The following is a 23,312-nucleotide window of genomic DNA, read 5'->3' as shown; positions in this document are numbered from 1 at the left end:
ATGAAAATTCGCTCACAGATCGGCATGGTGCTGAACCTGGACAAGTGCATCGGTTGCCACACGTGCTCGATCACCTGCAAGAACGTCTGGACCAGCCGCGAAGGCATGGAATACGCCTGGTTCAACAACGTCGAGTCCAAGCCCGGCATCGGCTACCCCAAGGAATGGGAAAACCAGGACAAGTGGAAGGGCGGTTGGGTGCGCAACGCCAACGGCTCGATCAACCCGAAGATTGGCGGTAAGTTCCGCGTACTGGCGAACATCTTCGCCAACCCCGACCTGCCGAGCCTGGACGACTACTACGAGCCGTTCGACTTTGACTACCAGCACCTGCACACCGCGCCCCTGGGCGAGCACCAACCGGTGGCCCGCCCGCGTTCGCTGGTGTCGGGCAAGCGCATGGAAAAAATCGAGTGGGGCCCCAACTGGGAGGAAATCCTGGGCACCGAGTTCGCCAAGCGGCGCAAGGACAAGAACTTCGACCAGATCCAGGCCGACATTTATGGCGAGTACGAAAACACCTTCATGATGTACTTGCCGCGCCTGTGCGAGCACTGCCTCAACCCGGCGTGCGCGGCGTCTTGCCCCAGTGGCGCGATCTACAAGCGTGAAGAGGACGGCATCGTCCTGATCGACCAGGAAAAATGCCGCGGCTGGCGCATGTGCATCAGCGGTTGCCCGTACAAGAAAATCTACTTCAACTGGAAAAGCGGCAAATCCGAGAAGTGCATCTTCTGCTACCCGCGCATCGAGGCCGGCATGCCCACCGTGTGCGCCGAAACCTGCGTGGGGCGCATCCGCTACCTCGGCGTGCTGCTCTACGACGCCGACCGCATCAGCGAGGTGGCCAGCACCGCCAACGAGCAGGACCTGTACGAGAAGCAGCTGGAAATTTTCCTCGACCCCAATGACCCGGCGGTGATTCGCCAGGCCCTGGCCGATGGCGTGCCGCAGTCGGTGATCGACTCGGCGCAGCGTTCGCCCGTGTACAAAATGGCCGTGGACTGGAAATTGGCCCTGCCGTTGCACCCCGAGTACCGCACTTTGCCGATGGTCTGGTACGTGCCGCCCCTGTCGCCGATCCAGAACGCCGCCGCGGCCGGCACCGTGGGCATGAACGGGGTGATCCCGGACGTCGACAGCCTGCGCATTCCGTTGCGCTACCTGGCCAACCTGCTCACCGCCGGCGATGAAAAACCGGTCAAGCGCGCCCTCAAGCGCCTGCTGGCGATGCGCGCTTACAAGCGCTCCGAACAGGTGGACGGCGTGCAGGACTTGCAAGTGCTGGAAGACGTCGGCCTGAGCGTGGCCCAGGTTGAAGAGATGTACCGCTACCTGGCCATCGCCAACTACGAAGACCGCTTCGTCGTGCCCAGCGCCCACCGTGAAGAGGCCCTGAGCGACGCCTTCGCCGAGCGTTCGGGTTGTGGTTTCAGCTTCGGCAGCGGCTGTAGCGGCAGTTCCGACACCAACATGTTCGGCGCGAAGAAGGCCAACCGCCGCGACGTGCTCAAAACCGTACAGCTGTGGGAGGAATGAGCATGCGCATCCTGAAAGTAATTTCGTTGCTCCTCGATTACCCGACCCAGGGCCTGATCGAGGGGCGCGATGAACTGGAGCAGGCGATCATCCAGGCCCGGGAAATCAGCCCCAAGCAGCGCGGCGGTTTGTTCGAGCTGCTGGAGCTGATCTGCGGCAATGACCTGATGGACGGCCAGGAACACTACGGCGCGCTGTTCGGCCGTGGCCGCTCGCTGTCGCTTTTGCTGTTCGAGCACGTCCACGGCGAGTCCCGCGACCGGGGCCAGGCCATGGTCGACATGATGGCCCAGTACGAAGCGGCGGGGTTCGCCATCGGCGTCAAGGAACTGCCCGACTACATCCCGTTGTACCTGGAGTTCCTCTCCACCCGCGAAGACATCGAGGCCCGCGAGGGCCTGGCGGATGTCGGGCATTTACTGGCCCTGCTGGCGGCGCGCCTGGACGAGCGCGAAAGCGCTTACGCCAGTTGCTTTCGTGCGTTGCTGCAAATCGCCGGCATGGAGCCGCAAAAGGCCGTGGCCGAGTTGCGTGAGCAAGTGGCGGCGGAGGTACGCGACGACTCCCTCGAAGCCCTGGACAAGGTCTGGGAAGAAGAGGCCGTGGACTTTATGAAGGCCGAGCAGCAGGACCGTTGCAGCTCGATGCCCAGCGCCCCGGGCAAGGCCCGCGAGGAAAGCGCGGTGCCGTTGCACTGGGTGGATTTTCAGCATGAAGGGCAGGCCGGCGCGCCTGCCGTGGAGGTGAAGCATGGATAAGTGGAATCTGTTGGCCTTCGGGATTTATCCCTATGTCGCCCTGGCGATCTGCCTGATCGGCAGTTGGGCGCGGTTCGACCTGTCGCAGTACAGCTGGAAGGCCGGCTCCAGCCAGATGCTCAGCGGGCGCGGCATGCGCGTGGCGAGCAACCTGTTCCATGTCGGCGTGTTGTTTGTGTTGGCCGGGCACTTTGTCGGCCTGCTGACCCCAGCGTCGATTTACCACCACGTCATCAGCACCGAGCATAAGCAGTTGTTGGCCATGGTTTCGGGCGGCTTTTTCGGCGGCCTGTGCCTGATCGGCCTGCTGATGCTCATCAACCGCCGCCTGACCGACCCGCGGGTACGCGCCACCTCCAGCCCCTCGGACATCCTGATCCTGTTCGTGCTGTTGGCGCAGTTGCTCCTGGGCCTGCTGACCATCGCCGCCTCCACCGCCCACATGGACGGCTCGGTGATGGTGATGCTCGCCGACTGGGCGCAGAACACCGTGATGCTGCGCCCGATGGAAGCGGCGGCGGCCATCGCCCCGGTGGGCCTGACCTACAAGCTGCACGTGTTCCTCGGCTTGACCCTGTTCGTGCTGTTCCCGTTCACCCGCCTGGTGCATATCGTCAGCGCGCCGGTGTGGTACCTGGGGCGGCGTTATCAAATCGTTCGGCAAAAAGCCCAAGGAGGCAATCATGTCTAGTGGCTGCGGATGTGGCGGCGGCAACGGCGGCGGTGGCTGCGGGTCGTCCAATAAAGAAAGCCTGGCACCAGTGGCGGCTGCCAGCGGCGCGGTAGAATTCGAGCCCGTGGCCGAGGCTGCGCCAGAGTTGATCGCCAGCAGCGAGCAGGAATGGCCCATCGTCAGCGTCAACGGCGTGGCCATCACCCCCGAGGCCATGGCCTTGGAGCTGCAATACCACCCGGCTGAAAGCCGCGAGGAGGCGGTGTTCCTGGCCGCCCGCGCCCTGGTGATCCGCGAGCTGTTGCAGCAGCGTATCGCCGAGCTGGGCCTGCTGTTGCAGGTCGGCGCCGGGGAAAACGAAGAGGAAGCGGCCACCCGCCTGCTGCTGGAGCGCGAAGTGCAGGTGCCGCAATGCGACGAGGCCACGTGCCTGCGTTACTACGAGAGCAACCGGGCGCGCTTTCACAGCGCACCGTTGCTGGCGGTGCGGCACATCCTCCTGGAGTGCGCGCCGGACGACGCCGAGGCGCGCCACTTGGCGCGCGAGCAGGCGGACATCCTGGTGCAACGCCTGGCTGACCTGCCCGGCAGCTTCGCCGAGTTGGCGCTCAAGTACTCAGCCTGCCCGTCCAAGGCCCAGGGTGGGGCGCTGGGGCAAATCAGTAAGGGCCAGACGGTGCCGGAGTTCGAGCGGCAACTGTTCACCCTGGCCCCGGGGTTGTGCGCCAAGCCTTTGGAAAGCCGCTACGGCTGGCACGTGGTGAGCGTCGATCAGCGCGTGGAAGGCATGCCGCTGCCCTATGAAGCGGTGGCGGTGGCGATCCGCACCCAGTTGCAGCAAGGCGTGTGGCAAAAGGCCCTGGTGCAATACCTGCAAACCCTGATCGGCGCCGCCGATGTACGCGGTATCGCCTTGCAGGGCGCGGACTCGCCGCTGGTGCAGTGAGCCTTTGGCCAACGGGGAGTATGGGATGAAAACAGTCATGCAGGATGGTTTTGGACGCCAGATCGACTATCTGCGGATGTCGGTCACCGATCGTTGTGATTTTCGCTGTGTGTATTGCATGGCGCAGAACATGACCTTCCTGCCCCGCCAACAGGTGCTGACCCTGGAAGAGTTGCAGCGCCTGGCCGGGGTGTTTGTCGGCCTGGGGGTGCGCAAGATTCGCCTGACCGGAGGCGAGCCGCTGATTCGCCCGGGGATTGTCGACCTGTGCCGGCACATCGCCGCGCTGCCAGGGCTGCGCGAATTGGTGATGACCAGCAACGGCTCGCAACTCGGGCGCCTGGCGCGGCCGCTGGTGGAGGCGGGGGTCAAGCGCATCAACATCAGCCTGGACAGCCTCGACCCGGCGCGGTTTCGCGCCATCACCCGCAACGGCGACCTGGCCCAGGTGCTGGCCGGGATCGAAGCGGCGCGGGACGCGGGGTTCGCCCGGGTCAAGCTCAACTGCGTGGTGATGAAGGGGCGTAACTTCGACGAAGTGCCGGCGCTGGTGCAATACGCCATCGACCAGGGCATCGACATCAGCTTTATCGAGGAGATGCCCCTGGGCGAGGTGGGCCGCGAACGCGGCGAGTCGTTCTGCTCCAGTGACGAGGTGCGGGCGCTGATCGAGCGCGATCACACCCTGCTCGACAGCACCGAAAGCAGCGGCGGTCCGGCGCGCTATGTGCGCCTGGCCCGCCACGCGCAGACGCGCATCGGCTTTATCTCGCCCAACAGCCACAACTTCTGCGCCACCTGCAACCGGGTGCGCATGACCGTGGAAGGGCGCCTGCTGCTGTGCCTGGGCCAGGAAAACGCCCTGGACCTGCGCGGCCTGCTACGCCGCTACCCCTTGGACGACGCGCCGCTGATCGAAGCCATCCACACCGCCTTGCGCGGCAAACCCCAACGCCACGACTTCAGCCCCGATGGTTCGGTGCAGATTTTGCGGTTTATGAGTGTGAGTGGCGGTTAAGGGGCTGTGGGCGAGGTTTGTTTTTCCTCTGTGGCTGTGGGCGGGATTTGTTTCTCTTCTGTGGGAGCGGGCCTGCCCGTGATGGCGGCATTCCGGCCGCCAGAAGTGCAGCGCCTGCCCCGGCTTCCTCGCGGGCAGGGCCCGCACCTAATGCGATCAATTCCCTTTTGCCGCCCCTGTGGGCGGTTTTTTTCGCCTGCAAAACTTGATGTCGGTCAATGGCCTGAGGGGGCTTTGTCCGTAGTCTTTCCCGCATCTTGTGTTTTTAAAACTATAAACACCTATATGTAGTGTCTGGAGGCGGGATGCAGAGCACGTTGATTACGGCGGGACTGAACCGGTTGCATAAGCGCGATGGCAGCCTGGTGGCCTTTGATGCCGATAAGATCCGCCAGGCGTTGATCGCCGCTGGGCGGGCCACGGGCGAGTACACCGAGGTTGAGGCCGAGGTGTTGCTCGACGCCGTACTCGCACGCTTGGAGGGCCATGGCCGCTTGCATGTCGAGCAGATCCAGGACCGGGTGGAGCGGGTGTTGATGGACGCCGGCTACTTCTTTGCCATGCGTGCCTATATCGTCTACCGCGAGCAACACGGACGCCTGCGTCGCGACCGCAAGACCCTGGTGGAAGTCGCCACCTCGATGAACGAGTACCTGGACCGCGACGACTGGCGCGTGCAGGCCAACGCCAACCAGGGCTACTCCCTGGGCGGGCTGGTGCTCAACGTGTCGGGCAAGGTCACCGCCAACTACTGGCTGGATGAGGTCTACAGCCATGAAATCGGCCAGGCCCACCGCGAGGGCGACCTGCATATCCACGACCTGGACATGCTCGCCGGTTACTGCGCCGGTTGGTCCCTGCGCACCCTGCTGCACGAAGGCCTCAACGGCGTGCCGGGGCGAGTGGAGGCGGGGCCGCCCAAGCACCTGAGCAGCGCCCTGGGGCAAATGGTCAACTTCCTCGGCACCCTGCAAAACGAATGGGCCGGGGCCCAGGCGTTCAGCTCCTTCGACACCTACCTGGCGCCCTATGTGCGCAAGGACCAACTGACCTACCCCGAGATCCGCCAGGCCCTGCAAGAGTTCATCTACAACCTCAACGTGCCGTCGCGCTGGGGCACCCAGACGCCGTTCACCAACCTGACGTTCGACTGGGTCTGCCCTGAGGATCTGCGCGAGCAGATCCCGGTGATCGGTGGCGAGGAAATGCCTTTTGCCTACGGCGACCTGCAAGCGGAAATGGAGCTGCTCAACCGCGCCTACATCGAAGTGATGCAGGCCGGCGACGCGAAGGGGCGGGTGTTCACCTTCCCGATCCCCACCTACAACATCACCCATGATTTCCCGTGGGACAGCGAAAACGCCGATCGCCTGTTCGAGATGACCGCGCGCTATGGCCTGCCGTATTTCCAGAACTTCCTCAACTCCGACATGCTGCCCAACCAGGTGCGCTCGATGTGCTGCCGCCTGCAACTGGACGTGCGCGAACTGCTCAAGCGTGGCGGCGGCCTGTTCGGCTCGGCGGAGCAGACCGGTTCGCTGGGGGTGGTGACCATCAACTGCGCGCGCCTGGGCTATGTGTTCCGGGGCAACACCAGCGGCCTGTTGCAGCGCCTGGACACTCTGATGGAGCTGGCGATGGAGAGCCTGGAGGTCAAGCGCAAGGTGATCCAGCACCACATGGACGCCGGCCTCTACCCCTACACCAAGCGCTACCTGGGCACCTTGCGCAATCACTTCTCCACCATCGGCCTCAACGGCCTGCACGAGATGCTGCGCAACTTCAGTGGTGACCAAGAGGGCACGCACACCGAACAGGGCCGCGAATTCGCTCTGCGCCTGCTCGACCATGTACGCGCCACCCTGCTGCGCTTTCAGGAAGAAACCGGCCACCTGTACAACCTCGAAGCCACCCCGGCCGAAGGCACCACGTACCGCTTCGCCAAGGAAGACCTCAAGCGCTACCCGGACATCCTCCAGGCCGGTTGCGCCACGGCGCCGTACTACACCAACTCCTCGCAACTGCCGGTGGGCTTCACCGACGACCCCTTCGAGGCGCTGGAACTGCAAGATGCGCTGCAATGCAAATACACCGGCGGCACCGTGCTGCACCTGTACATGGCCGAGCGCATTTCCTCGACCCAGGCCTGCAAGCAACTGGTGCGCAACGCCCTGGGCCGGTTCCGCCTGCCGTACCTGACCGTGACGCCAACCTTCTCCATCTGCCCGGTGCACGGCTACCTCGACGGCGAACACGAGTTCTGCCCCAAGTGCGACGAAGCCCTGCTGCAACAGGCCCAGGTGCTTGGCAGCGCCGACTGATTTCCCTTTACCCACCGCAAGGAGTCTCACCATGAATGCCACCGCAACCCTGCCGCAAGACCAACGCCAACGCTGTGAAGTCTGGACCCGGGTGATGGGCTACCACCGCCCCGTCGCGGCCTTCAACCCCGGTAAGCAATCGGAACACCGCGAGCGTCAGCACTTCACCGAAACCGCGGCCATGGCCGCCCGCCAATGAGTCGAATGCTCAGGGTCGGGGGCCTGGTGCCCCTGACCACGCTCGACTACCCCGGGCAACTGGCCTGCGTGCTGTTTTGCCAGGGCTGTGCCTGGCGTTGTCGTTACTGCCACAACCCGGACCTGATCGGCCCGCGCGGTAGCGCCGAGCTGGATTGGTGCCGGGTGTTGGCGTTTTTGCAACGCCGCCAAGGCCTGCTCGACGCCGTGGTGTTCAGCGGCGGCGAACCGACCCTGCAAGAAGGCTTACCGGCGGCCATCCATGAAGTGCGGCAAATGGGCTTTCGCATCGGCCTGCACAGCGCCGGGATCAAACCCGCAGCGTTCGCCAAAGTGGTGGGCTTGGCCGATTGGGTAGGTTTCGACGTCAAAGCCCTGCCCCAGGACAGCGAAAGCGTGACCGGCGTGGCCGGCAGCGGTGCCGCCAACTGGCGCAGCCTGGACCACCTGCTCGACAGCGGCGTGGACTACGAATGCCGCACCACCGTGCACTGGCACTTGTTCGACCCGCCGCGCCTGCTGGAGTTGGCCGAACAACTGAGCGAGCGCGGGGTAAAACGCTTTGCCATCCAACTGGTACGCACCGCCCGCATGCTCGACCCCGAACTGTCCCTCATCTCCCCCCAAACCCGCCAGGCAGAACTATGGGCGCAAATGCGCGAGCTGTTTCCGGAATTCATCTTGCGAGGATAAGAGGGGGAGCAGTTGCGAGCTGTGAGCTACAAGCTGCAAGCAGAGGCAGGCGCTTGTTGCTTGCAGCTTTTCGCTCACCCCCCCTCTACCACCCCCAGAACTGCAACCACCAGCCGAGGCCCACGCCGCCATTTGCGGCTATCAGGCACGCCATGGCGGCGAGGCGGCGGGTGGGGGCGGCGGGGTCGCGGCCCAGGCGTTTCCAGCCCAGGGCCAGGCACCAGGCAATGGCCGCCAGCAACAGCAAGGCGCGGGCCGGTTGTACCCAGGCCAGGATCAGGCCTTCGTAGCGCAGCAGTTTGACGGTGGTGGCCGAGAGGCCGAGGAACAACCCGGCGGCGCCCACGGGAGTAAGGGTCAGGGCCAGCGCCAAGTAGGGCTGGCGGCCCAGGCGCGCGGCCAGGCGCAGCAGGAGCATCAGGCCACCGCCCAGCAGCAGGGCGCTCAGGCCCAGGTAGAGGACGATGCTGGCGCCGTCGAGCCAACTGAAACTGTCGTTGAGTTGCGGGTAGTGGGTCAGCAGCCACCAGGGGGCGTTGTCGTCCAGGGGCCACAGCACATCGTGCTCCACCAGCCACTGCGCCAGGGCCTGTTTGAGGGCGATGAACCAGGGGCTGACGGTCCATTGGAAGGCGCCCATGGCCAGGCCGATCACGCCGAACAGCAGCAAGCGCGCATCCCACAGCGATACGCTGCGCGGGTCGGCGTCGAGGATTTCCGCGTTGCTGGAGCGGGCGATCAACTGCACCGCGCCGCGTTGCCCGCTGCAGCGCCCGCAGGCATGGCAGTCGCTGGCGCCACGCATGCGGCGGATGTCCAGTAGCGGCGCGCAGTTGGGCGGGGGTAGGCGCGGGGCGGTGTTGGCCAGCCAGCGTTGTTCGTCCACGGCGAAATGCACCGGGGCCAGGCGCGCGAGCAGGGCGAACACGCCGCTGACCGGGCACAGGTAGCGGCACCAGATGCGCTTGCCGCGCACAAACATCAGGCCCACCGCCACGGCGGCCACCGTGGAGCCGCCGAGGATCAGCAACGCGGCCTGGGCGTAGTCATAGACGCTTATCAATTGGCCGTAGAGGGTGGTCAGGCAGAACGCCAGGGTCGGCCAACCACCCCAGCGCAGCCAGCGCGGCACGCCCAGGCCACGGCCGTGGCGGCTGGCCCATTCGCTGAGGGAACCTTCGGGGCAGAGCACGCCGCACCACAGGCGCCCGAACAGGACGATGGACAACAGCACGAACGGCCACCACAGGCCCCAGAACAGAAACTGTGCGAACAGGGTCAGGTTATCCAGCATCCGCGCCTGGCTGTCGGGCAACGGCAGCCACGCGGGGATCACCAGCAGCACGGCGTAGAACAGCACCACCGCCCATTGCATGGCGCGGATCGCTGCGCCATGGCGGCGCATGCCATCGCCCAGGCGTGCGAGCCAACGGTTGCCCAGGCTCAGGCCGGACATGGCAGGCGCTCGCGGGAGGCGCGGCGCAGCCAGCCACCGACGCCCAGCCAGTAAGCCACCACCGCTAGCAGCACGGCGGCGCTGGGGCTGGCCCGGTAGCCGGCAAAATCGGCGAGGAAACTGCCCAGGCCACGGCCGTCATCCAACCACGGGCCCGTGTCCCACAGGCCCTCACCGACCGCGCCATACACCCATTGCGGCACATCCAGGGCAAGCAACTGGCCGCCGATGCGCTCGGTGGCGCTGACCAGCAGCGCGGCGCCCAGCAGCAGGAGAATGACTTCGCTGATGGCGAAAAAACTGCGCCAGGAAATGAACCGGCGGCTGCCGTGCAACACAGCCACGGTCAGGCCCGCCAGCAACAGGCCAAGTACGCCACCGATGGCGAACAGGCCCAGGGCCGAGCCTTGCAGGCGCGCGCCCAGGCCATAGAGGAAGACCACGGTTTCGCTGCCTTCGCGGCTCACCGCCAGCATCGCCAGCAATAGCAGGCCGAGGCCGCCCTGGCGCGCCACCTGGTGATCGGCGTCGCGCAGCAGGTCGTGGCGCAGGGTGCGGCCGTGGCGGTGCATCCAACTGACCATCTGCACGATCAGCAGGCTGGCGACCAGGGTCAGCGCAGCCTGGAACCACTCATTGGCCGCGCCGCTCATGGCCTCGCCAGCAAACAGGATCAGCCCGGCCAGCACTCCCGACAGCAGCAGCCCCAACAGCACGCCGCCCCACAGGAAACGGTGCAGGCGCGAGGCCTGGGCCTGTTGGCCGACCCAGGCCTGGAGAATGCCGATCACCAACAGGGCTTCGACACTTTCGCGCCAGACGATGAACATCGATTGATTCATGCAAGGCTCCAGCGGTTAGCGGGCGAGAATGCCGCCCTCGGGCAATTGCGGGTGGAACTCGTCGAAGAACGGATAGTGGCCAGGCTTGAGCGGGTGGATCACGACGAAGGTGGTCACCCCCGGCGACAGCACCTTTTCCACCCGTAGCGGCGTGCTCTCGAACTCCGCCGGGCCTTGGCCGATGTTCTTGAGCACGATCTTGAACCGCAGCCCCGCCGGTACTTCCAACAGGGCCGGGGTGAAATGGCCGTCGTCGATGCTCAGCTCATAGGTGGGCAGCGGCGCGGCGGCCAGCGGCGTGACCGCCAGGGCCAACAGCAGCGCGCCGAAGCGCCGGTGGGTCTGGGCGAAGCGGGAAGGGATCGCCATTCAATAGCCGCCTTTCTTGCCGATCCCCGCGTAGACGAATTCGTACTGGAGTTCGCAGCGCTCGAACCAGGGTTCGACGCCGGTTTCCTTGTCGGTGTGGCGGCCCAGCGAAGCGTGGCCCGAGGGTGGTAGCACAGTGAACGTGAGCTGGTACTTGCCTGGGCCGAGCAACTTGACGTTGTCGCCGTAGTGCGGCCCGTCATTGGCCACCATGGCGTGGAAATCCCCTTTGATCTCGTCGCTGGCGCCCTGTTTTTTCAAACTGAAGGCCACATTCAGGTAGGGCACGAAACTGCCTTCCTGAAAGCCCTGGCGGTTGTCGGCGGTGGCGCGGATATCGGCTTCCAGGTGCACATCGGAATCGGCGGTGGCGCGCATCATCCCCGCTGGCGCCATCTCGATGGGTTGCAAATACACCGCGCCCACCTCCAGCCCAGGGCAGAACTGCGGTTCGCCAATCGGGTATTCCTTGGCCTGGGCCAGGGGCGACAGAAGCAGCAGGGCAACAGACAGCGAAACGGGCGTGCGCATGGGAATTTCCTGGGCTCGAGGGAGTGGGAACCCGAGTCTAGGAAGCTTTGCTGCGAATAATAATGATTATTGTCAATTTTTCCGGTGATAGGCCTCAACGGTGATAGCCGCCCTCCTGCCGCCAGCAGTGCATCGCCTGTACCGGCCCTATCGCGGGCGAGGCCCGCTCCCACCGTGGAGGCGTGGTGCTGGCGGGATGTGTGGCAAGCCGCAGCCTCTGTGGGAGCGGGCCTTGCCCGCGATGGCGGCAGCCCTGACGCACCGCTCCCCTCTGTCGCAAGCCCTTGCTACAACGGCGCTTTTTTCAAGCGATAGGCCAACGCCGGGCGGGTCATGCCCAGCAGGCGTGCGGCTTCGGAGACGTTCTGCCCGGCCCGTTGCAGGGCGCTGTTGAGCATGGCCTGTTCGACCTGTTCCAGGCTCAGGCCACGGTCCATCAGTTGTTCGGCCCAATCGCTGGCCACGTCCCGTTCCTGGCTGACCAGGTTGCCGTCGCTGCCCAGGCCAATGCTCTGGGCTTCGTCGCCCAGGTGCGGGAACAGGGCGTCGACGCAGATGCTTTGGTTGTGGTCGGTGATAATCACCCCACGTTCGATCAGGTTCTCCAACTCGCGGATATTGCCTGGCCAGTCGTAGCGCATGCAGGCCTCCAGGGCGCGGTCGGAGAGGCCAAGGTTTTTCTTCGGGTAGGTGGCGTGGAGCTTGTCGAGGAAGTGTTCGATCAGCAGCGGGATGTCCTCGCGGCGCTCGCGCAGGGCGGGGATTTTCACCGGGTAGACGTTCAGGCGGTAATACAGGTCGGCGCGAAAACGCCCGGCCTTGACGGCTTGGGCCAAATCTTCATGGGTGGCGGCGATGACCCGCACATCGACGCGGCGGGTCTGGTTGTCGCCCACCCGTTCCAGTTCGCCTTCCTGCAACACCCGTAGCAGGCTGGCCTGGGCCCTGGGCGTGAGTTCGACGATTTCATCGAGAAACAGGGTGCCGCCATTGGCCCGCTCGAAGCGCCCCATGCGTGATTGGTGGGCGCCGGTGAACGCGCCTTTCTCCACGCCGAACAGCTCCGATTCGATCAGGTCCGCCGGGATTGCCGCGCAGTTGAGGGCAATGAACGGCCCGTCGGCGCGCTCGCTGCGCAGGTGTACGCTGCGGGCGATGATTTCCTTGCCCACCCCGGTTTCGCCGGTCAGCAGCACCGAGGTCTTGCCCGGCGCGGCCTTGTCGATCAGGGCGCAGGTCTTGCGGTAGATCGCCGACTGGCCAATGCCATAGAACTGCCCGGCGCGCAGTTCCAGGCGCTGGTTCAGGCTCTCGATCTGGATCTTGAGGCTGTGCAGCTCTTCGATGATCGGGTCGCTCTGGAAATAACGCATAAAGGCGTCGGCGTCGTCCCATTGCTCGGCGGGTTTGCCGATGATCCGGCAGTGCAGGTCACCGCAGCCGCGGCAGCTGATTTCCTTGAAGATGATCTGGCGCCCGACGAAAAGCGAGGTGTAGCTGATGGCGTAACCCAGCAGCATCCAGCACACCGGTTGGTGCGAGGGCAGGTGCTCGCTCTGATGGTTTTCCACCTCGAAGGAATCGAGCCATTCGATGTCGGCGTAGAAGTGGCCGCGCTCCAGGTCGATGTCCATTTTCAGCGGCCGCACATTGACCATGCCCTTGAGGGAATGCAGTTGCGGGCCGGTGAGAAACATCTCGATATCGCTGCCATTAGGGCGAAGTTTGCGGGCAAGTTCGGCGTCCTTGAGGCCCGACTGATAGCCCAGGCGCAGGAAGAAACCCTTGGCCCGTTCTTCGCCGATCATCTCGATCAACTCGCGCCGGCACGACGCCATGGCCGACACCTGCATCAGCAACATGCGTTGTTCGTCGAGCCAGATTTTGCCTTCGCTGCCCAGGAATCGGATGCGTTCGGCCAGGTCCTTGACCAGCGGAGCGTGCTCCGTGGCCCGGTATTTGATGCTCATGCACGCTAACCCCTGTTGTTTTTTTAGTAGGGACTTTGGGTATTGCCTGTGGCGGTGTGGCAGGCGCCCACAGGTTGCTTTCAGGCGCTTATTAAACGGCCTGAATTCGCCGCGAAAGTCAATTGCCACAGCGCCTTGCACCATTTGCTCAAACGTCCTTGGGGCGATGGATCAAATGATGAAAAACCCCGCTCGCCCGGGCTGGGGTCGAGACCGTCCAGGCACCCCGGCGCGCTCCCTAAGTTGATTTATTAACGATGTAAATCAATGGGATAGAAATAATCCAAGGTTCTGGAAACGGTCCTGGCACAGCCATTGCTCTAGCCCCTCTGGCCCCTGTGAGGAGTTGAGCATGCCCACCCCATCCACCCCGTTCGACCGTTTGCCGCGCTATGTGCGGGTACGCAGTGACGAAGCCGCCACTTTCGTCGAGTTCGACTTCGCCATCGGCACGCCCGACCTGTATGTCGAACTGGTCATGCCGCGCCCGGCCTTCGCCCAGTTCTGCCAGGCCAACCGGGTGCAGCACATGGATGCGCAGATGTGCGCGGCCATCGAGGCCGACATGCGCAAGTGGCGCTACGGCGACGCCTAGCGCACACCGGCCCATAACAAAAACAAAGGACCCCAAGCCATGAGTGTAGAAATCAAGACCACCACGGTGCAGACCTTGCGCCATACCTTCAGCCATACCCGCCGGCGTTTTGGCGACAAGCCCGCCAGCCGTTATCAGGAGGCCAGTTTCGACCTGGAGGCCGCCACCAATTTCCATTACCGCCCGCTGTGGCAGCCCGACAAATTGCTCAACGACCCGACCCGCACCGCCGTGGTCATGGCCGACTGGGGCAAGGTCAGCGACCCGCGCCAGTATTACTACGGCGCCTACGTCCAGGCCCGGGCGCGGATGCAGGAAAACGCCGAGCACGACTACGCCTTCTGCGAGAAGCGCAACATGCTTGCTGGCCTCGACCCCGTGAGCCTGACGCAGATCAGCGCGCTGCTGCTGCCCCTGCGTCACGCCGAGTTGGGGGCGAACATGAACAACAGCAACATCGCCGCCGATGGCCTGGGCACCAGCCTGACCCAGATGCACATGTTCCACGCCATGGATCGCCTGGGCATTGCCCAGTACCTGTCGCGCATCGGTCTGATGCTCGACGACGGCGACGTCCTGCTACTGGCCAAAGCCAAGCAGCAATGGCTGGGCGACCCGGCCTGGCAAGGCCTGCGCCGCTATGTCGAGGACAGCCTGGTGGTGCGCGACTGGTTCGAGCTGACCCTGGCGCAGAACCTGGTCAGCGATGGCCTGGTGTACCCGCTGCTGTTCCACAAGTTCGACGAACAACTGAGCGCCAACGGCGCCGGGCAGGTGGGCATGCTCACCGAGTTCATGCGCCTGTGGTTCGCCGAGAGCCAGCGCTGGGTCGATGCCCTGGTCAAGACCGTGATTGCTGAAAGCCCGGCCAACCTGGCGCGGGTCGAAACCTGGGTCGATCAATGGAGCCGCCGCGCCTTGGCCGCCGTGCGCCCGCTGGCAGCCATGGGCCCGGGCGACGCGGCGCTGGACGCGGTGTGCAGCGAGTTTGCCGTGCGCCTGAAGAAAATCGGCCTGAGCGGGGTGGCGCCATGACCTCGCGCGTGTACATCAACCTGCAGGACAACGATTACGCCCGCGCCATTGTCGAGGCCATCGTCCAGGACAACCCCGGCGCCGTGGTGCAGCACCAGCCGTCGATGATCCGCATCGAGGCCGACGCGCGCCTGGACATCCGCCGCGAGACGGTCGAGGCCCTCACCGCCAGCCCCTGGGACATCCAGGAAATGCTCATGTACGTGATTACCCTGGGCGGCAACGTCGAGGAAGAGGACGACTGTTTTTCCCTGCACTGGAACACCTGACCCGCGGCGTGCGTGCCGTAGCTTTTCAACAATAAGAACATTTGCGGGAGAACCGTCATGGCCGTGAAAAAACGCCTGAACGCCAAAGAAAAATACCGTTGCATGACCCGGGACCTGGACTGGGAGCCGAGCTACCAGCGCCACGAAGACATCTACCCGCTGGAGCGCTTCGAGGGCATCAAGATCACCGACTGGGACAAGTGGGAAGACCCCTTTCGCCTGACCATGGACACCTACTGGAAGTACCAGGCCGAGAAAGAGAAAAAGCTCTACGCGATCTTCGATGCCTTTGCCCAGAACAACGGCCACACCAGCCTGTCGGACGCCCGTTACGTCAACGCCTTGAAGCTGTTCCTGTCCGGCGTCACGCCTCTGGAATACCAGGCCTACCAAGGGTTTGCCCGGGTTGGCCGGCAGTTCAGCGGCGCCGGTGCGCGGGTGGCCTGCCAGATGCAGGCCATCGATGAACTGCGCCATGTGCAGACCCAGATCCACGCCATGAGCCACTACAACAAGCACTTCAACGGCCTGCATGATTTCGCCCATATGCACGACCGGGTGTGGTTCCTCTCGGTGCCCAAGTCGTTCTTCGAGGACGCGCGCACGGCGGGGCCGTTCGAGTTCCTCACGGCGATTTCGTTTTCCTTCGAGTACGTGCTGACCAACCTGTTGTTCGTGCCTTTCATGTCCGGCGCGGCGTTCAACGGCGACATGGCCACCGTAACCTTCGGTTTCTCGGCCCAGTCCGACGAGGCGCGGCACATGACGTTGGGCCTGGAGGTCATCAAGTTTTTGCTCGAACAGCACGAAGACAACGTGCCGATTATCCAGCGCTGGATCGACAAGTGGTTCTGGCGCGGTTATCGCCTGCTGACCCTGGTGGGCATGATGATGGACTACATGCTGCCCAACAAAGTCATGTCCTGGTCCGAGGCCTGGGGCGTGTACTTCGAGGAGGCGGGCGGGGCGCTGTTCAAGGACCTGGAGCGCTACGGCATCCGCGCGCCCAAGTACGTGGAAGAGGCCAACATCGGCAAGGAACACATCACCCACCAGGCCTGGTCGATCTTCTACCAGTACAGCCAGGCCACCAACTTCCACACCTGGATGCCCACCGACGAAGAGCTGGACTGGCTCTCGCAAAAGTACCCGGACACCTTCGACGCGATCTACCGCCCGCGCTTCGAGCACTGGCGCGCCCTGCAGGAAAAGGGTGAGCGCTTCTACAACCCGACCCTGCCGATGCTGTGCCAGATCTGCCAGATCCCCCTGGCGTTCAGCGAGCCCGACGACCCCAGCACCCTGAGCCACCGCAGCGCCGAGCATGAGGGCGAGCGCTACCACTTCTGCTCCGATGGCTGCTGCGACATCTTCACCTTCGAGCCGCACAAGTACATCCAGGCCTGGTTGCCGGTGCACCAGATCCTGCAGGGCAACTGCGGCGGCGCGGACGTGGAGTCGGTGGTGCGCGACTACTACAACATCACCCCCGGCGAAGACAACTTCGAGTACCTGGGCTCCACCGAGCACCAGCGCTGGCAGCAATGGCACCCCAACCACAAGGCCGGCTGAACCCGCCCAACCCGGGGCTTTAGCCCCGGGGCATCGACCCATAACAAGAAAGGACAAGACCATGCCCGTGACTGCCATCGGCCCCTACGAGGCCATCGCCCTGGATCGCCAGGAAAACTTTAACGGCCTGCAACTGGTGTACCTGTGCTGGGAACGCCACCTGATGTTTTGCGCGCCGTTCACCTGGCCGCTGCCGCCGCAGATGCTGTTTGCCGACTTCCTCACCCAGGTGCTGCGCCCGGCCCTGGTGGCGCACCCGGATGCGGCACAGGTGGATTTCACCACCGCCCACTGGCGCCTCAACGACCGCCCGTTCGTGCCCGACCCAGCCCTGAGCCTGGCGGCTAATGGCATCGACCACAAGAGCCTGCTGCACCTGGACACCCCCGGGCTTAACGGCATCGCCGGCACTGGCAATTGAGGAGGCGCCCATGAGTTATCAAGTCACCATCGAGCCTACTGGCGAACAGATCGAGGTCGAGGAGGGCCAGACCATCCTCGAAGCGGCGCTGCGCCAGGGCGTGTGGCTGCCGTTTGCCTGCGGCCACGGCACCTGCGCCACCTGCAAGGTCCAGGTGTTGGAAGGCGAAGCCGACCTGGGTGCGGCGTCCACCTTCGCCCTGATGGACATGGAGCGCGACGAGGGCAAGATCCTCGCCTGCTGCGCCATGCCCCAGAGCGACATGGTCATCGAGGCCGACCTGGACGTGGACGCCGACTTCGCCGGCCACCCGGTACAGGACTACCGGGCGCGGGTCACCGCGCTGACCGAGCTGTCGCCCACCATCAAGGGCCTGCACCTGAAACTGGACCGGCCCATGGCGTTCCAGCCTGGGCAATACATCAACCTGCAACTGCCGGGCATCGACGGCACCCGGGCGTTTTCCCTGGCCAACCCGCCCACCCGCGCCGACGAAATCGAGCTGCACGTGCGGCGGGTGGAGGGCGGGGCGGCCACCGGGTATATCCACCAGGGCTTGCAGGTGGGCGATGAAGTGGCGGTGGCCGGGCCTTACGGGCAGTTTTTTGTTCGTGATTCCCAGGCTGGCGACCTGATTTTCATCGCCGGCGGCTCGGGGCTGTCGAGCCCGCAATCGATGATCCTCGACCTGCTGCAACGCGGTGATGGGCGGCGCATCGTGCTGTTCCAGGGCGCGCGCAACCGCGCCGAACTGTACAACCGCGAACTGTTCGAGGACTTGGCGCGGCGCCACGCCAATTTCAGCTACGTACCGGCCCTCAGCCAGGCCGACGACGACCCGCAGTGGCAAGGCTTCAAAGGCTACGTGCACGAAGCGGCCAAGGCCCATTTCGACGGCCGCTTCAGCGCCAACAAGGCCTACCTGTGCGGGCCGCCGCCGATGATCGACGCGGCGATCAGTTGCCTGATGCAAGGGCGCCTGTTCGAGCGCGACATTTTTATGGAGCGTTTCTACAGCGCCGCCGACGGCGCCAGCCAAGGCAACCGCTCGGCACTGTTCAAGCGCATCTAGCGCCTTGTGTGTAGCAAGCGGGCTCGCCCGCGCTCGGTCGCGTAGCGGCCGTAAATCGCTGTTCGGCCGGGCACGGTTTGGGGGCTGCTGCGCACCCCAGCGCGGGCGAGCCCGCTGGCTACAGAGAAGCAACGCCATCAACCCGGATAACAACAATAAAAGGTCAACCCTGATGAGCCCATTCACCTGCAAAACCAATGTTTCCCTGCTGTGCGGCCTGTTGGCCGGCGTCGCGCTGCCGGCGCTGGCCACCGAGGGCGGCGGTTCTACCTACCCCAATGGCGCAGAAAACTACCTGTCCGGGGCCATGCCGCCGCCGGGGCTGTACTCGCAGTTTTTTGTCGGCCATTACGAGGCCGACACCTTGCGCGGCAATGACGGGCGCAAGGTGCCGGTGGACCTGCGCATTCGCGCCAACTCCATCGCCCCGCGCCTGATCTGGGTCACCGAGCAGCAGGTGCTGGGCGCCAGCCTGGCGTTTCATGCGTTGGTGCCGCTGGTGGACCTCAAGGTTTCGATCAATGGCCATTCGCAAAGCAAGCAAGGCCTGGGGGATGTGATCTTCGGCCCGGCCCTGGGCTATCACCTGAGCGAGAAAATGCACGCCATCGTCGCCCTCGACCTGCTGGCCCCGACCGGGCGCTACGAGCGCTACGACCAGACCAACATCGGGCGCAACTACTGGGGCATCGAACCGGTGCTGGCGCTGTCGTACATCGACCCGGCGGGGTGGAACCTGGACGCGAAGATCATGTACGACTTCAACCTCAAGAATGACGACACCGACTACCGCTCCGGCCAGGAACTACACGTGGACTACGCCCTGGGCTGGGGCTTGGGCAATGGCTGGGTGGTGGGGGTGGGCGGCTACGTCTACCGCCAGACTACCGACGACCGCCAGTACGGCGAGCGCATCGACGATAACAAGGGCCGGGTTTTCGCCGTTGGCCCCTCGGTGAAATACACCAACCCCAACGGCTGGTTCCTCACCGCCAAATGGGAGCAGGAAACCCAAGTGCGCAACCGTGCTGAAGGGCAGGCGTACTGGATGAAATTGACAGTACCGTTCTGAGGCGGTGTGCGTGCCTGCGGTGGCAGTGTTGCAGCGGCCAGAAGTGCATCGCCTGTACCGCCGCCATCGCGGGCAGGCCCGCTCCCACCGTTCAGTGGTGCTGCTGGCAGGACCTGTGGGAGCAACTGTCTTACCCCTGCCATTTGTCACCGCCACTCAGTGCCGCCCTCGCGAGCAGGCTCACTCCCACCAAGGAAAATGAACATCCCACCCGCACCACAGTTCAACTGTGGGAGCGGGCCTGCCCGCGATGGGGCCGGTACAGCCGACACCGCTCTCCCACCGTTCAGTGGTGCTGCTGGCAGGACCTGTGGGAGCAACTGTCTTACCCCTGCCATTTGTCACCGCCACTCAGTGCCGCCCTCGCGAGCAGGCTCGCTCCCACCAAGGAAAATGAACATCCCACCCGCACCACAGTTCAACTGTGGGAGCGGGCCTGCCCGCGATGGGGCCGGTACAGCCGACACCGCTCTCCCACCGTTCAGTGGTGCTGCTGGCAGGACCTGTGGGAGCAACTGTCTTACCCCTGCCATTTGTCACCGCCACTCAGTGCCGCCCTCGCGAGCAGGCTCGCTCCCACCAAGGAAAATGAACACCCCACCCGCACCACAGTTCAACTGTGGGGGCGGGCCTGCCCGCGATGGGGCCAGCACAGCCGACACCGCTCTCCCACCGTTCCAGTGGTGCTGCTGGCAGGACCTGTGGGAGCAACTGTCTTACCCCTGCCATTTGTCATCGCCACTCAGTGCCGCCCTCGCGAGCAGGCTCGCTCCCACCAAGGAAAATGAACATCCCACCCGCACCACAGTTCAACTGTGGGAGCGGGCCTGCCCGCGATGGGGCCGGTACAGCCGCCACCGCTGTATTGCCTGCAAGGGCGCGGGCACTTGTCAGCCGGCTATTTCCACCACATCTCCCACCAGCCGCACCGGCCAGGTGCGCAGTTGTTGCTGGGGGTCTTCGAGGCAGTGGCCGTCGTCGAGGCAGAAGTGCTGTTTGTACAGCGGCGAGGCAATGACGCGGTGGCCTTTGAGGTGGCCGACGATGCCGCGGCCGATCACGTTGGCCCCCGATTGCGGGTCGCGGTTATCCACGGCGTATAGGCGCTCTTCGCTGCTGAGGTAGAACAGTGCCACCTGGGCGCCGTCGAACCAGGCGACAACGCCCGAGTCGGCCACCAGGTCCTGGCGGCTGCACAGTGCTTGCCAGTGCACGGCTGGGGCGGCGTTTCGCAGGGTGTTTGGCGGGGTCATCAGTGGGCCTCCTGGGTGACGCTTATCAGTTGCAGTTCATGGTTGTGGACCGGGCGGCGCTGGCCGCGCTCCTTGACGAAGTGGATGTCCGGGTCGGCGCGTCGGTCGTTGACGAAGGTGCGAAAGCGCTTGAGTTTTTCCGGGTCGGCGATGGCGTTGGCCCATTCGCATTCGTAGCGCTCGACCACCTGGTGCATCTGCGCCTCCAACTCGCCCGCCAGCCCCAGGCTGTCGTCGATGACCACGGCTTTGAGGTAGTCCAGGCCACCCTCCAGGCTTTCGCGCCACACCGAGGTGCGTTGCAGTTTGTCGGCGGTGCGGATGTAGAACATCAGGAAACGGTCGATGTAGCGCAGCAGGGTCGCGTCATCGAGGTCGGTGGCCAGCAGCTCGGCGTGGCGCGGGCGCATGCCGCCGTTGCCGCAGACGTAAAGGTTCCAGCCTTTTTCCGTGGCGATGACGCCGATGTCCTTGCTTTGCGCCTCGGCGCATTCGCGGGTGCAGCCTGAAACCGCCAGTTTGAATTTGTGCGGCGCGCGCAGGCCCTTGTAGCGGTTCTCCAAGTGCAGGGCCATGGCCACGCTGTCTTGCACGCCATAGCGGCACCAGGTACTGCCCACGCAGGATTTGACCGTGCGCAGGGATTTGCCATAGCCGTGGCCGGTCTCGAACCCGGCCGCCACCAGTTCGCCCCAGATGTCCGGCAGTTCGTGCAGTTGCGCGCCGAACAGGTCGATGCGCTGGCCGCCGGTGATCTTGGTGTAGAGGTCGTACTTCTTCGCCACCGCGCCCAGCACCATGAGCTTGTCGGGGGTGATCTCGCCGGCGGCGATGCGCGGGATGATGGAGTAGGTGCCGTTTTTCTGCATGTTGGCCATGAAGGTGTCGTTGGTGTCCTGTAGGGCCACCCGGGCCGGGTCCATGATCGGTTGGTTCCAGCACGAGGCGAGGATCGAACCCACAGTCGGCTTGCAGATGTCGCAGCCCAGGTGGCCACGGCCGTGGCGGCGCAGCAGTTGGTCGAAATCCTCGATGCCTTCGACGCGCACCAGGGCGTAGAGCTCCTGGCGGGTATAGGCGAAGTGCTCGCACAGGCTCTTGTCCACCGCCACGCCACGGGCGCTGAGTTCATGCTCGAACACTTGCTTGAGCAGGGCGCTGCAACCGCCGCAACCGGTGGCGGCGCGGGTCAGTTGCTTGAGCGCACCGAGGTCGCTGCACCCGGCGTCGATGGCGCAGCACACCGCGCCTTTGCTGACGTTGTGGCACGAGCACAGGGTGGCGCTGGCGGGCAGAGCGTCGGCGCCCAGCGCCGGGGCCGCGCCGCCGCTGGGCAGGATCAGGCTGGCCGGTTCCTGGGGCAGGGCGATGCCGTTTTGCGCGTATTGCAGCAGGGTGTCGTAGTAGCTGTTGTCGCCAATCAGCACCGCCCCCAGCACATGCTTGCCGTCGGCGGACACCACCAGGCGCCGGTAACTGGCGCTGGCTTCGTCGATGTAGCGATAGCTGCGCGCGCCCGGCGTGGTGGCGTGGGCGTCGCCGATGGAGCCGACATCCACTCCCAGCAACTTGAGCTTGGTGGACATGTCGGCGCCGGTGAAGGGTTGCGCCACGTGCCCGGCCAGGTGCGCGGCAACGGTGCGGGCCATGGTGTAGCCGGGGGCGACCAGGCCGAACACGCTGCCGTTCCACGAGGCGCATTCGCCGATGGCGAAGATCGCTGCATCGCTGGTGCGACAGTGGTTGTCCACCATCACCCCGCCCCGGGGCGCCACGTCCAGCCCAGCGTCGCGGGCGAGGGCGTCCTGGGGGCGGATGCCGGCGGAGAACAGGATCAGGTCGGTTTCCAGGAACTGCTCGTCGGTGAAGTTCATGCGGTAGGCGTAGTCCTCGCCGGCGACGATCTCCCGGGTGGCGCGGGACAGGTGCACCTGCACGCCGAGGGCTTCGATGCGCGAGCGCAGGGCCTCGCCGCCCAGGCTGTCGAGTTGCACCGGCATCAGTTGCGCGGCGAACTCCACCACATGGGCCTCCAGCCCCAAGGACTTGAGCGCGTTGGCCGCCTCCAGCCCCAGCAGCCCACCGCCCACCACCACACCGCGGCGCGCGGTGGTGGCGGCGGCGCGGATAGTGTCGAGGTCGTCGAGCGTGCGGTAGACCAGGCGCGAAGGGCCCGCCGCACCGGGAATCGGCGGCACAAAGGGGAAGGAACCGGTGGCCAGCACCAGGCAGTCGTAGGCCTGACGCCCGGCGCCGGTGACGATCTGCTTAGCCTCGCGGTCGAGCGCCAGCACCGGTTCACCCAGGTGCAGGTGCACACCGTGGCGCAGGTAGAGGTCGGCATCGCCCAGGGCCAGGGACTCGGCGTCGCGCCCAGCGAAGTATTCGGACAGGTGCACGCGGTCATAAGCGCGCTGGCGCTCTTCGCCGAACACATGCACCTCATAGCGGGCCAGGGCGCCCTGTTCGATCAGTTGCTCGACGCAATGATGGCCGACCATGCCGTTGCCGATAATCACCAGGGTTTCGCGTGGGGTGGGGGTGACGGTGGGGTTCATAGCCTTTCCTCGAAACGGGTCGCGGCCCGGGCGGGGGCCAAATAAAAAGCAAAAAAAAACGCCTGGAGCTGGGGAATCAGCTCCAGGCGTCTTTGCCTGGCGTTCGTTGTGCTAGCGGTGAGGGACCTGGGCCGCGTTGCCTGGATCACCG

The 23,312-nt window shown here is 64.8% G+C and carries 22 protein-coding genes; 15 read left to right on the top strand and 7 right to left on the bottom strand.

Annotation, left to right across the window (positions count from 1 at the left end):
• The 8 genes from narH to CKW13_RS21380 all read left to right on the top strand — a co-directional run bounded on the left by narH (position 1) and on the right by CKW13_RS21380 (position 8,146).
• Entirely contained in the window at positions 1-1,539 is a 1,539-nt protein-coding gene (gene narH / locus CKW13_RS21415) for a nitrate reductase subunit beta (RefSeq protein ID WP_095110775.1), read from the top strand.
• A gap of 2 nt (positions 1,540-1,541) precedes the next feature.
• Positions 1,542-2,297, top strand: a complete 756-nt coding sequence (gene narJ, locus CKW13_RS21410; protein ID WP_095110774.1) for a nitrate reductase molybdenum cofactor assembly chaperone — start codon at positions 1,542-1,544, stop codon at positions 2,295-2,297.
• Positions 2,290-2,988, top strand: a complete 699-nt coding sequence (gene narI / locus CKW13_RS21405) for a respiratory nitrate reductase subunit gamma (protein ID WP_095110773.1) — start codon at positions 2,290-2,292, stop codon at positions 2,986-2,988. The genes narJ and narI overlap by 8 nt, the downstream gene beginning before the upstream one ends.
• A complete protein-coding gene (locus tag CKW13_RS21400; protein ID WP_095110772.1) occupies positions 2,981-3,916 on the top strand; it encodes a peptidylprolyl isomerase in 936 nt (311 codons plus the stop codon). Before narI ends, CKW13_RS21400 begins: the two co-directional genes overlap by 8 nt.
• A 25-nt stretch (positions 3,917-3,941) precedes the next feature.
• Positions 3,942-4,934 carry a GTP 3',8-cyclase MoaA gene (moaA, locus tag CKW13_RS21395; protein ID WP_095110771.1) on the top strand — a complete coding sequence of 331 codons (993 nt, stop codon included), beginning with the start codon at positions 3,942-3,944 and terminating at the stop codon, positions 4,932-4,934.
• 305 nt (positions 4,935-5,239) lie between these two features.
• Positions 5,240-7,255 carry a ribonucleoside triphosphate reductase gene (locus tag CKW13_RS21390; RefSeq protein ID WP_095110770.1) on the top strand — a complete coding sequence of 672 codons (2,016 nt, stop codon included), beginning with the start codon at positions 5,240-5,242 and terminating at the stop codon, positions 7,253-7,255.
• A 31-nt stretch (positions 7,256-7,286) separates the two neighbouring features.
• Positions 7,287-7,454, top strand: coding sequence for an anaerobic ribonucleoside-triphosphate reductase (gene nrdD / locus CKW13_RS21385; protein ID WP_095110769.1), 168 nt, complete (start codon positions 7,287-7,289; stop codon positions 7,452-7,454).
• Complete coding sequence (locus CKW13_RS21380; protein WP_176465159.1) at positions 7,451-8,146, top strand: anaerobic ribonucleoside-triphosphate reductase activating protein; 696 nt, start codon at positions 7,451-7,453, stop codon at positions 8,144-8,146. Before nrdD ends, CKW13_RS21380 begins: the two co-directional genes overlap by 4 nt.
• An 85-nt stretch (positions 8,147-8,231) precedes the next feature.
• Here the strand turns inward: CKW13_RS21380 and CKW13_RS21375 are convergent, their stop codons facing one another.
• From CKW13_RS21375 to CKW13_RS21355, 5 genes are all read right to left on the bottom strand, one after another.
• Positions 8,232-9,602 (bottom strand): 4Fe-4S binding protein, encoded by a 1,371-nt coding sequence (locus tag CKW13_RS21375; protein WP_095110767.1) that lies wholly within the window; start codon positions 9,600-9,602, stop codon positions 8,232-8,234.
• Positions 9,590-10,444 (bottom strand): FTR1 family protein, encoded by an 855-nt coding sequence (locus CKW13_RS21370; protein ID WP_095110766.1) that lies wholly within the window; start codon positions 10,442-10,444, stop codon positions 9,590-9,592. The genes CKW13_RS21375 and CKW13_RS21370 overlap by 13 nt, the downstream gene beginning before the upstream one ends.
• Before the next feature lie 15 nt (positions 10,445-10,459).
• Positions 10,460-10,813, bottom strand: coding sequence for a cupredoxin domain-containing protein (locus tag CKW13_RS21365; protein ID WP_095110765.1), 354 nt, complete (start codon positions 10,811-10,813; stop codon positions 10,460-10,462).
• Positions 10,814-11,344: an iron transporter gene (locus CKW13_RS21360; protein ID WP_095110764.1), complete on the bottom strand. Its 531-nt coding sequence runs from the start codon at positions 11,342-11,344 to the stop codon at positions 10,814-10,816.
• A 287-nt stretch (positions 11,345-11,631) separates the two neighbouring features.
• Positions 11,632-13,314 carry a sigma-54-dependent Fis family transcriptional regulator gene (locus CKW13_RS21355; RefSeq protein WP_095110763.1) on the bottom strand — a complete coding sequence of 561 codons (1,683 nt, stop codon included), beginning with the start codon at positions 13,312-13,314 and terminating at the stop codon, positions 11,632-11,634.
• Positions 13,315-13,666: 352 nt separating this feature from the next.
• Here CKW13_RS21355 and CKW13_RS21350 point away from each other — a divergent pair, with 352 nt between their 5' ends.
• The 7 genes from CKW13_RS21350 (at position 13,667) to CKW13_RS21320 (ending at position 19,350) form a co-directional block, all read left to right on the top strand.
• Complete coding sequence (locus CKW13_RS21350) at positions 13,667-13,909, top strand: phenol hydroxylase subunit (RefSeq protein ID WP_095110762.1); 243 nt, start codon at positions 13,667-13,669, stop codon at positions 13,907-13,909.
• Positions 13,910-13,948: 39 nt separating this feature from the next.
• Entirely contained in the window at positions 13,949-14,944 is a 996-nt protein-coding gene (locus CKW13_RS21345; RefSeq protein ID WP_095110761.1) for an aromatic/alkene monooxygenase hydroxylase subunit beta, read from the top strand.
• On the top strand, positions 14,941-15,213 hold the full coding sequence (locus tag CKW13_RS21340; protein ID WP_095110760.1) for an MmoB/DmpM family protein: 273 nt from the start codon (positions 14,941-14,943) through the stop codon (positions 15,211-15,213). The genes CKW13_RS21345 and CKW13_RS21340 overlap by 4 nt, the downstream gene beginning before the upstream one ends.
• 57 nt (positions 15,214-15,270) lie before the next feature.
• A complete protein-coding gene (locus CKW13_RS21335; protein ID WP_095110759.1) occupies positions 15,271-16,785 on the top strand; it encodes an aromatic/alkene/methane monooxygenase hydroxylase/oxygenase subunit alpha in 1,515 nt (504 codons plus the stop codon).
• A 61-nt stretch (positions 16,786-16,846) separates the two neighbouring features.
• Positions 16,847-17,206 carry a phenol hydroxylase subunit P4 gene (locus tag CKW13_RS21330; RefSeq protein WP_095110758.1) on the top strand — a complete coding sequence of 120 codons (360 nt, stop codon included), beginning with the start codon at positions 16,847-16,849 and terminating at the stop codon, positions 17,204-17,206.
• A gap of 10 nt (positions 17,207-17,216) precedes the next feature.
• A complete protein-coding gene (locus CKW13_RS21325; RefSeq protein ID WP_095110757.1) occupies positions 17,217-18,278 on the top strand; it encodes an NADH:ubiquinone reductase (Na(+)-transporting) subunit F in 1,062 nt (353 codons plus the stop codon).
• Between the two features lie 172 nt (positions 18,279-18,450).
• The gene (locus tag CKW13_RS21320) at positions 18,451-19,350 is read left to right on the top strand and encodes a transporter (RefSeq protein ID WP_095110756.1); all 900 of its coding nucleotides are present in this window, start codon (positions 18,451-18,453) and stop codon (positions 19,348-19,350) included.
• A gap of 890 nt (positions 19,351-20,240) precedes the next feature.
• Here the strand turns inward: CKW13_RS21320 and nirD are convergent.
• Together nirD and nirB are read right to left on the bottom strand one after the other, a co-directional pair.
• Complete coding sequence (gene nirD / locus CKW13_RS21315; RefSeq protein WP_095110755.1) at positions 20,241-20,603, bottom strand: nitrite reductase small subunit NirD; 363 nt, start codon at positions 20,601-20,603, stop codon at positions 20,241-20,243.
• Complete coding sequence (gene nirB / locus CKW13_RS21310; RefSeq protein WP_095110754.1) at positions 20,603-23,161, bottom strand: nitrite reductase large subunit NirB; 2,559 nt, start codon at positions 23,159-23,161, stop codon at positions 20,603-20,605. The genes nirD and nirB overlap by 1 nt, the downstream gene beginning before the upstream one ends.
• Positions 23,162-23,312 lie beyond the last annotated feature (151 nt).

Origin of the sequence: Pseudomonas sp. Irchel 3E20 (assembly GCF_900187645.1) — a bacterium.
Taxonomy (GTDB): Bacteria; Pseudomonadota; Gammaproteobacteria; order Pseudomonadales; family Pseudomonadaceae; genus Aquipseudomonas.
This window is presented reverse-complemented; position numbering and strand designations above follow the sequence as displayed.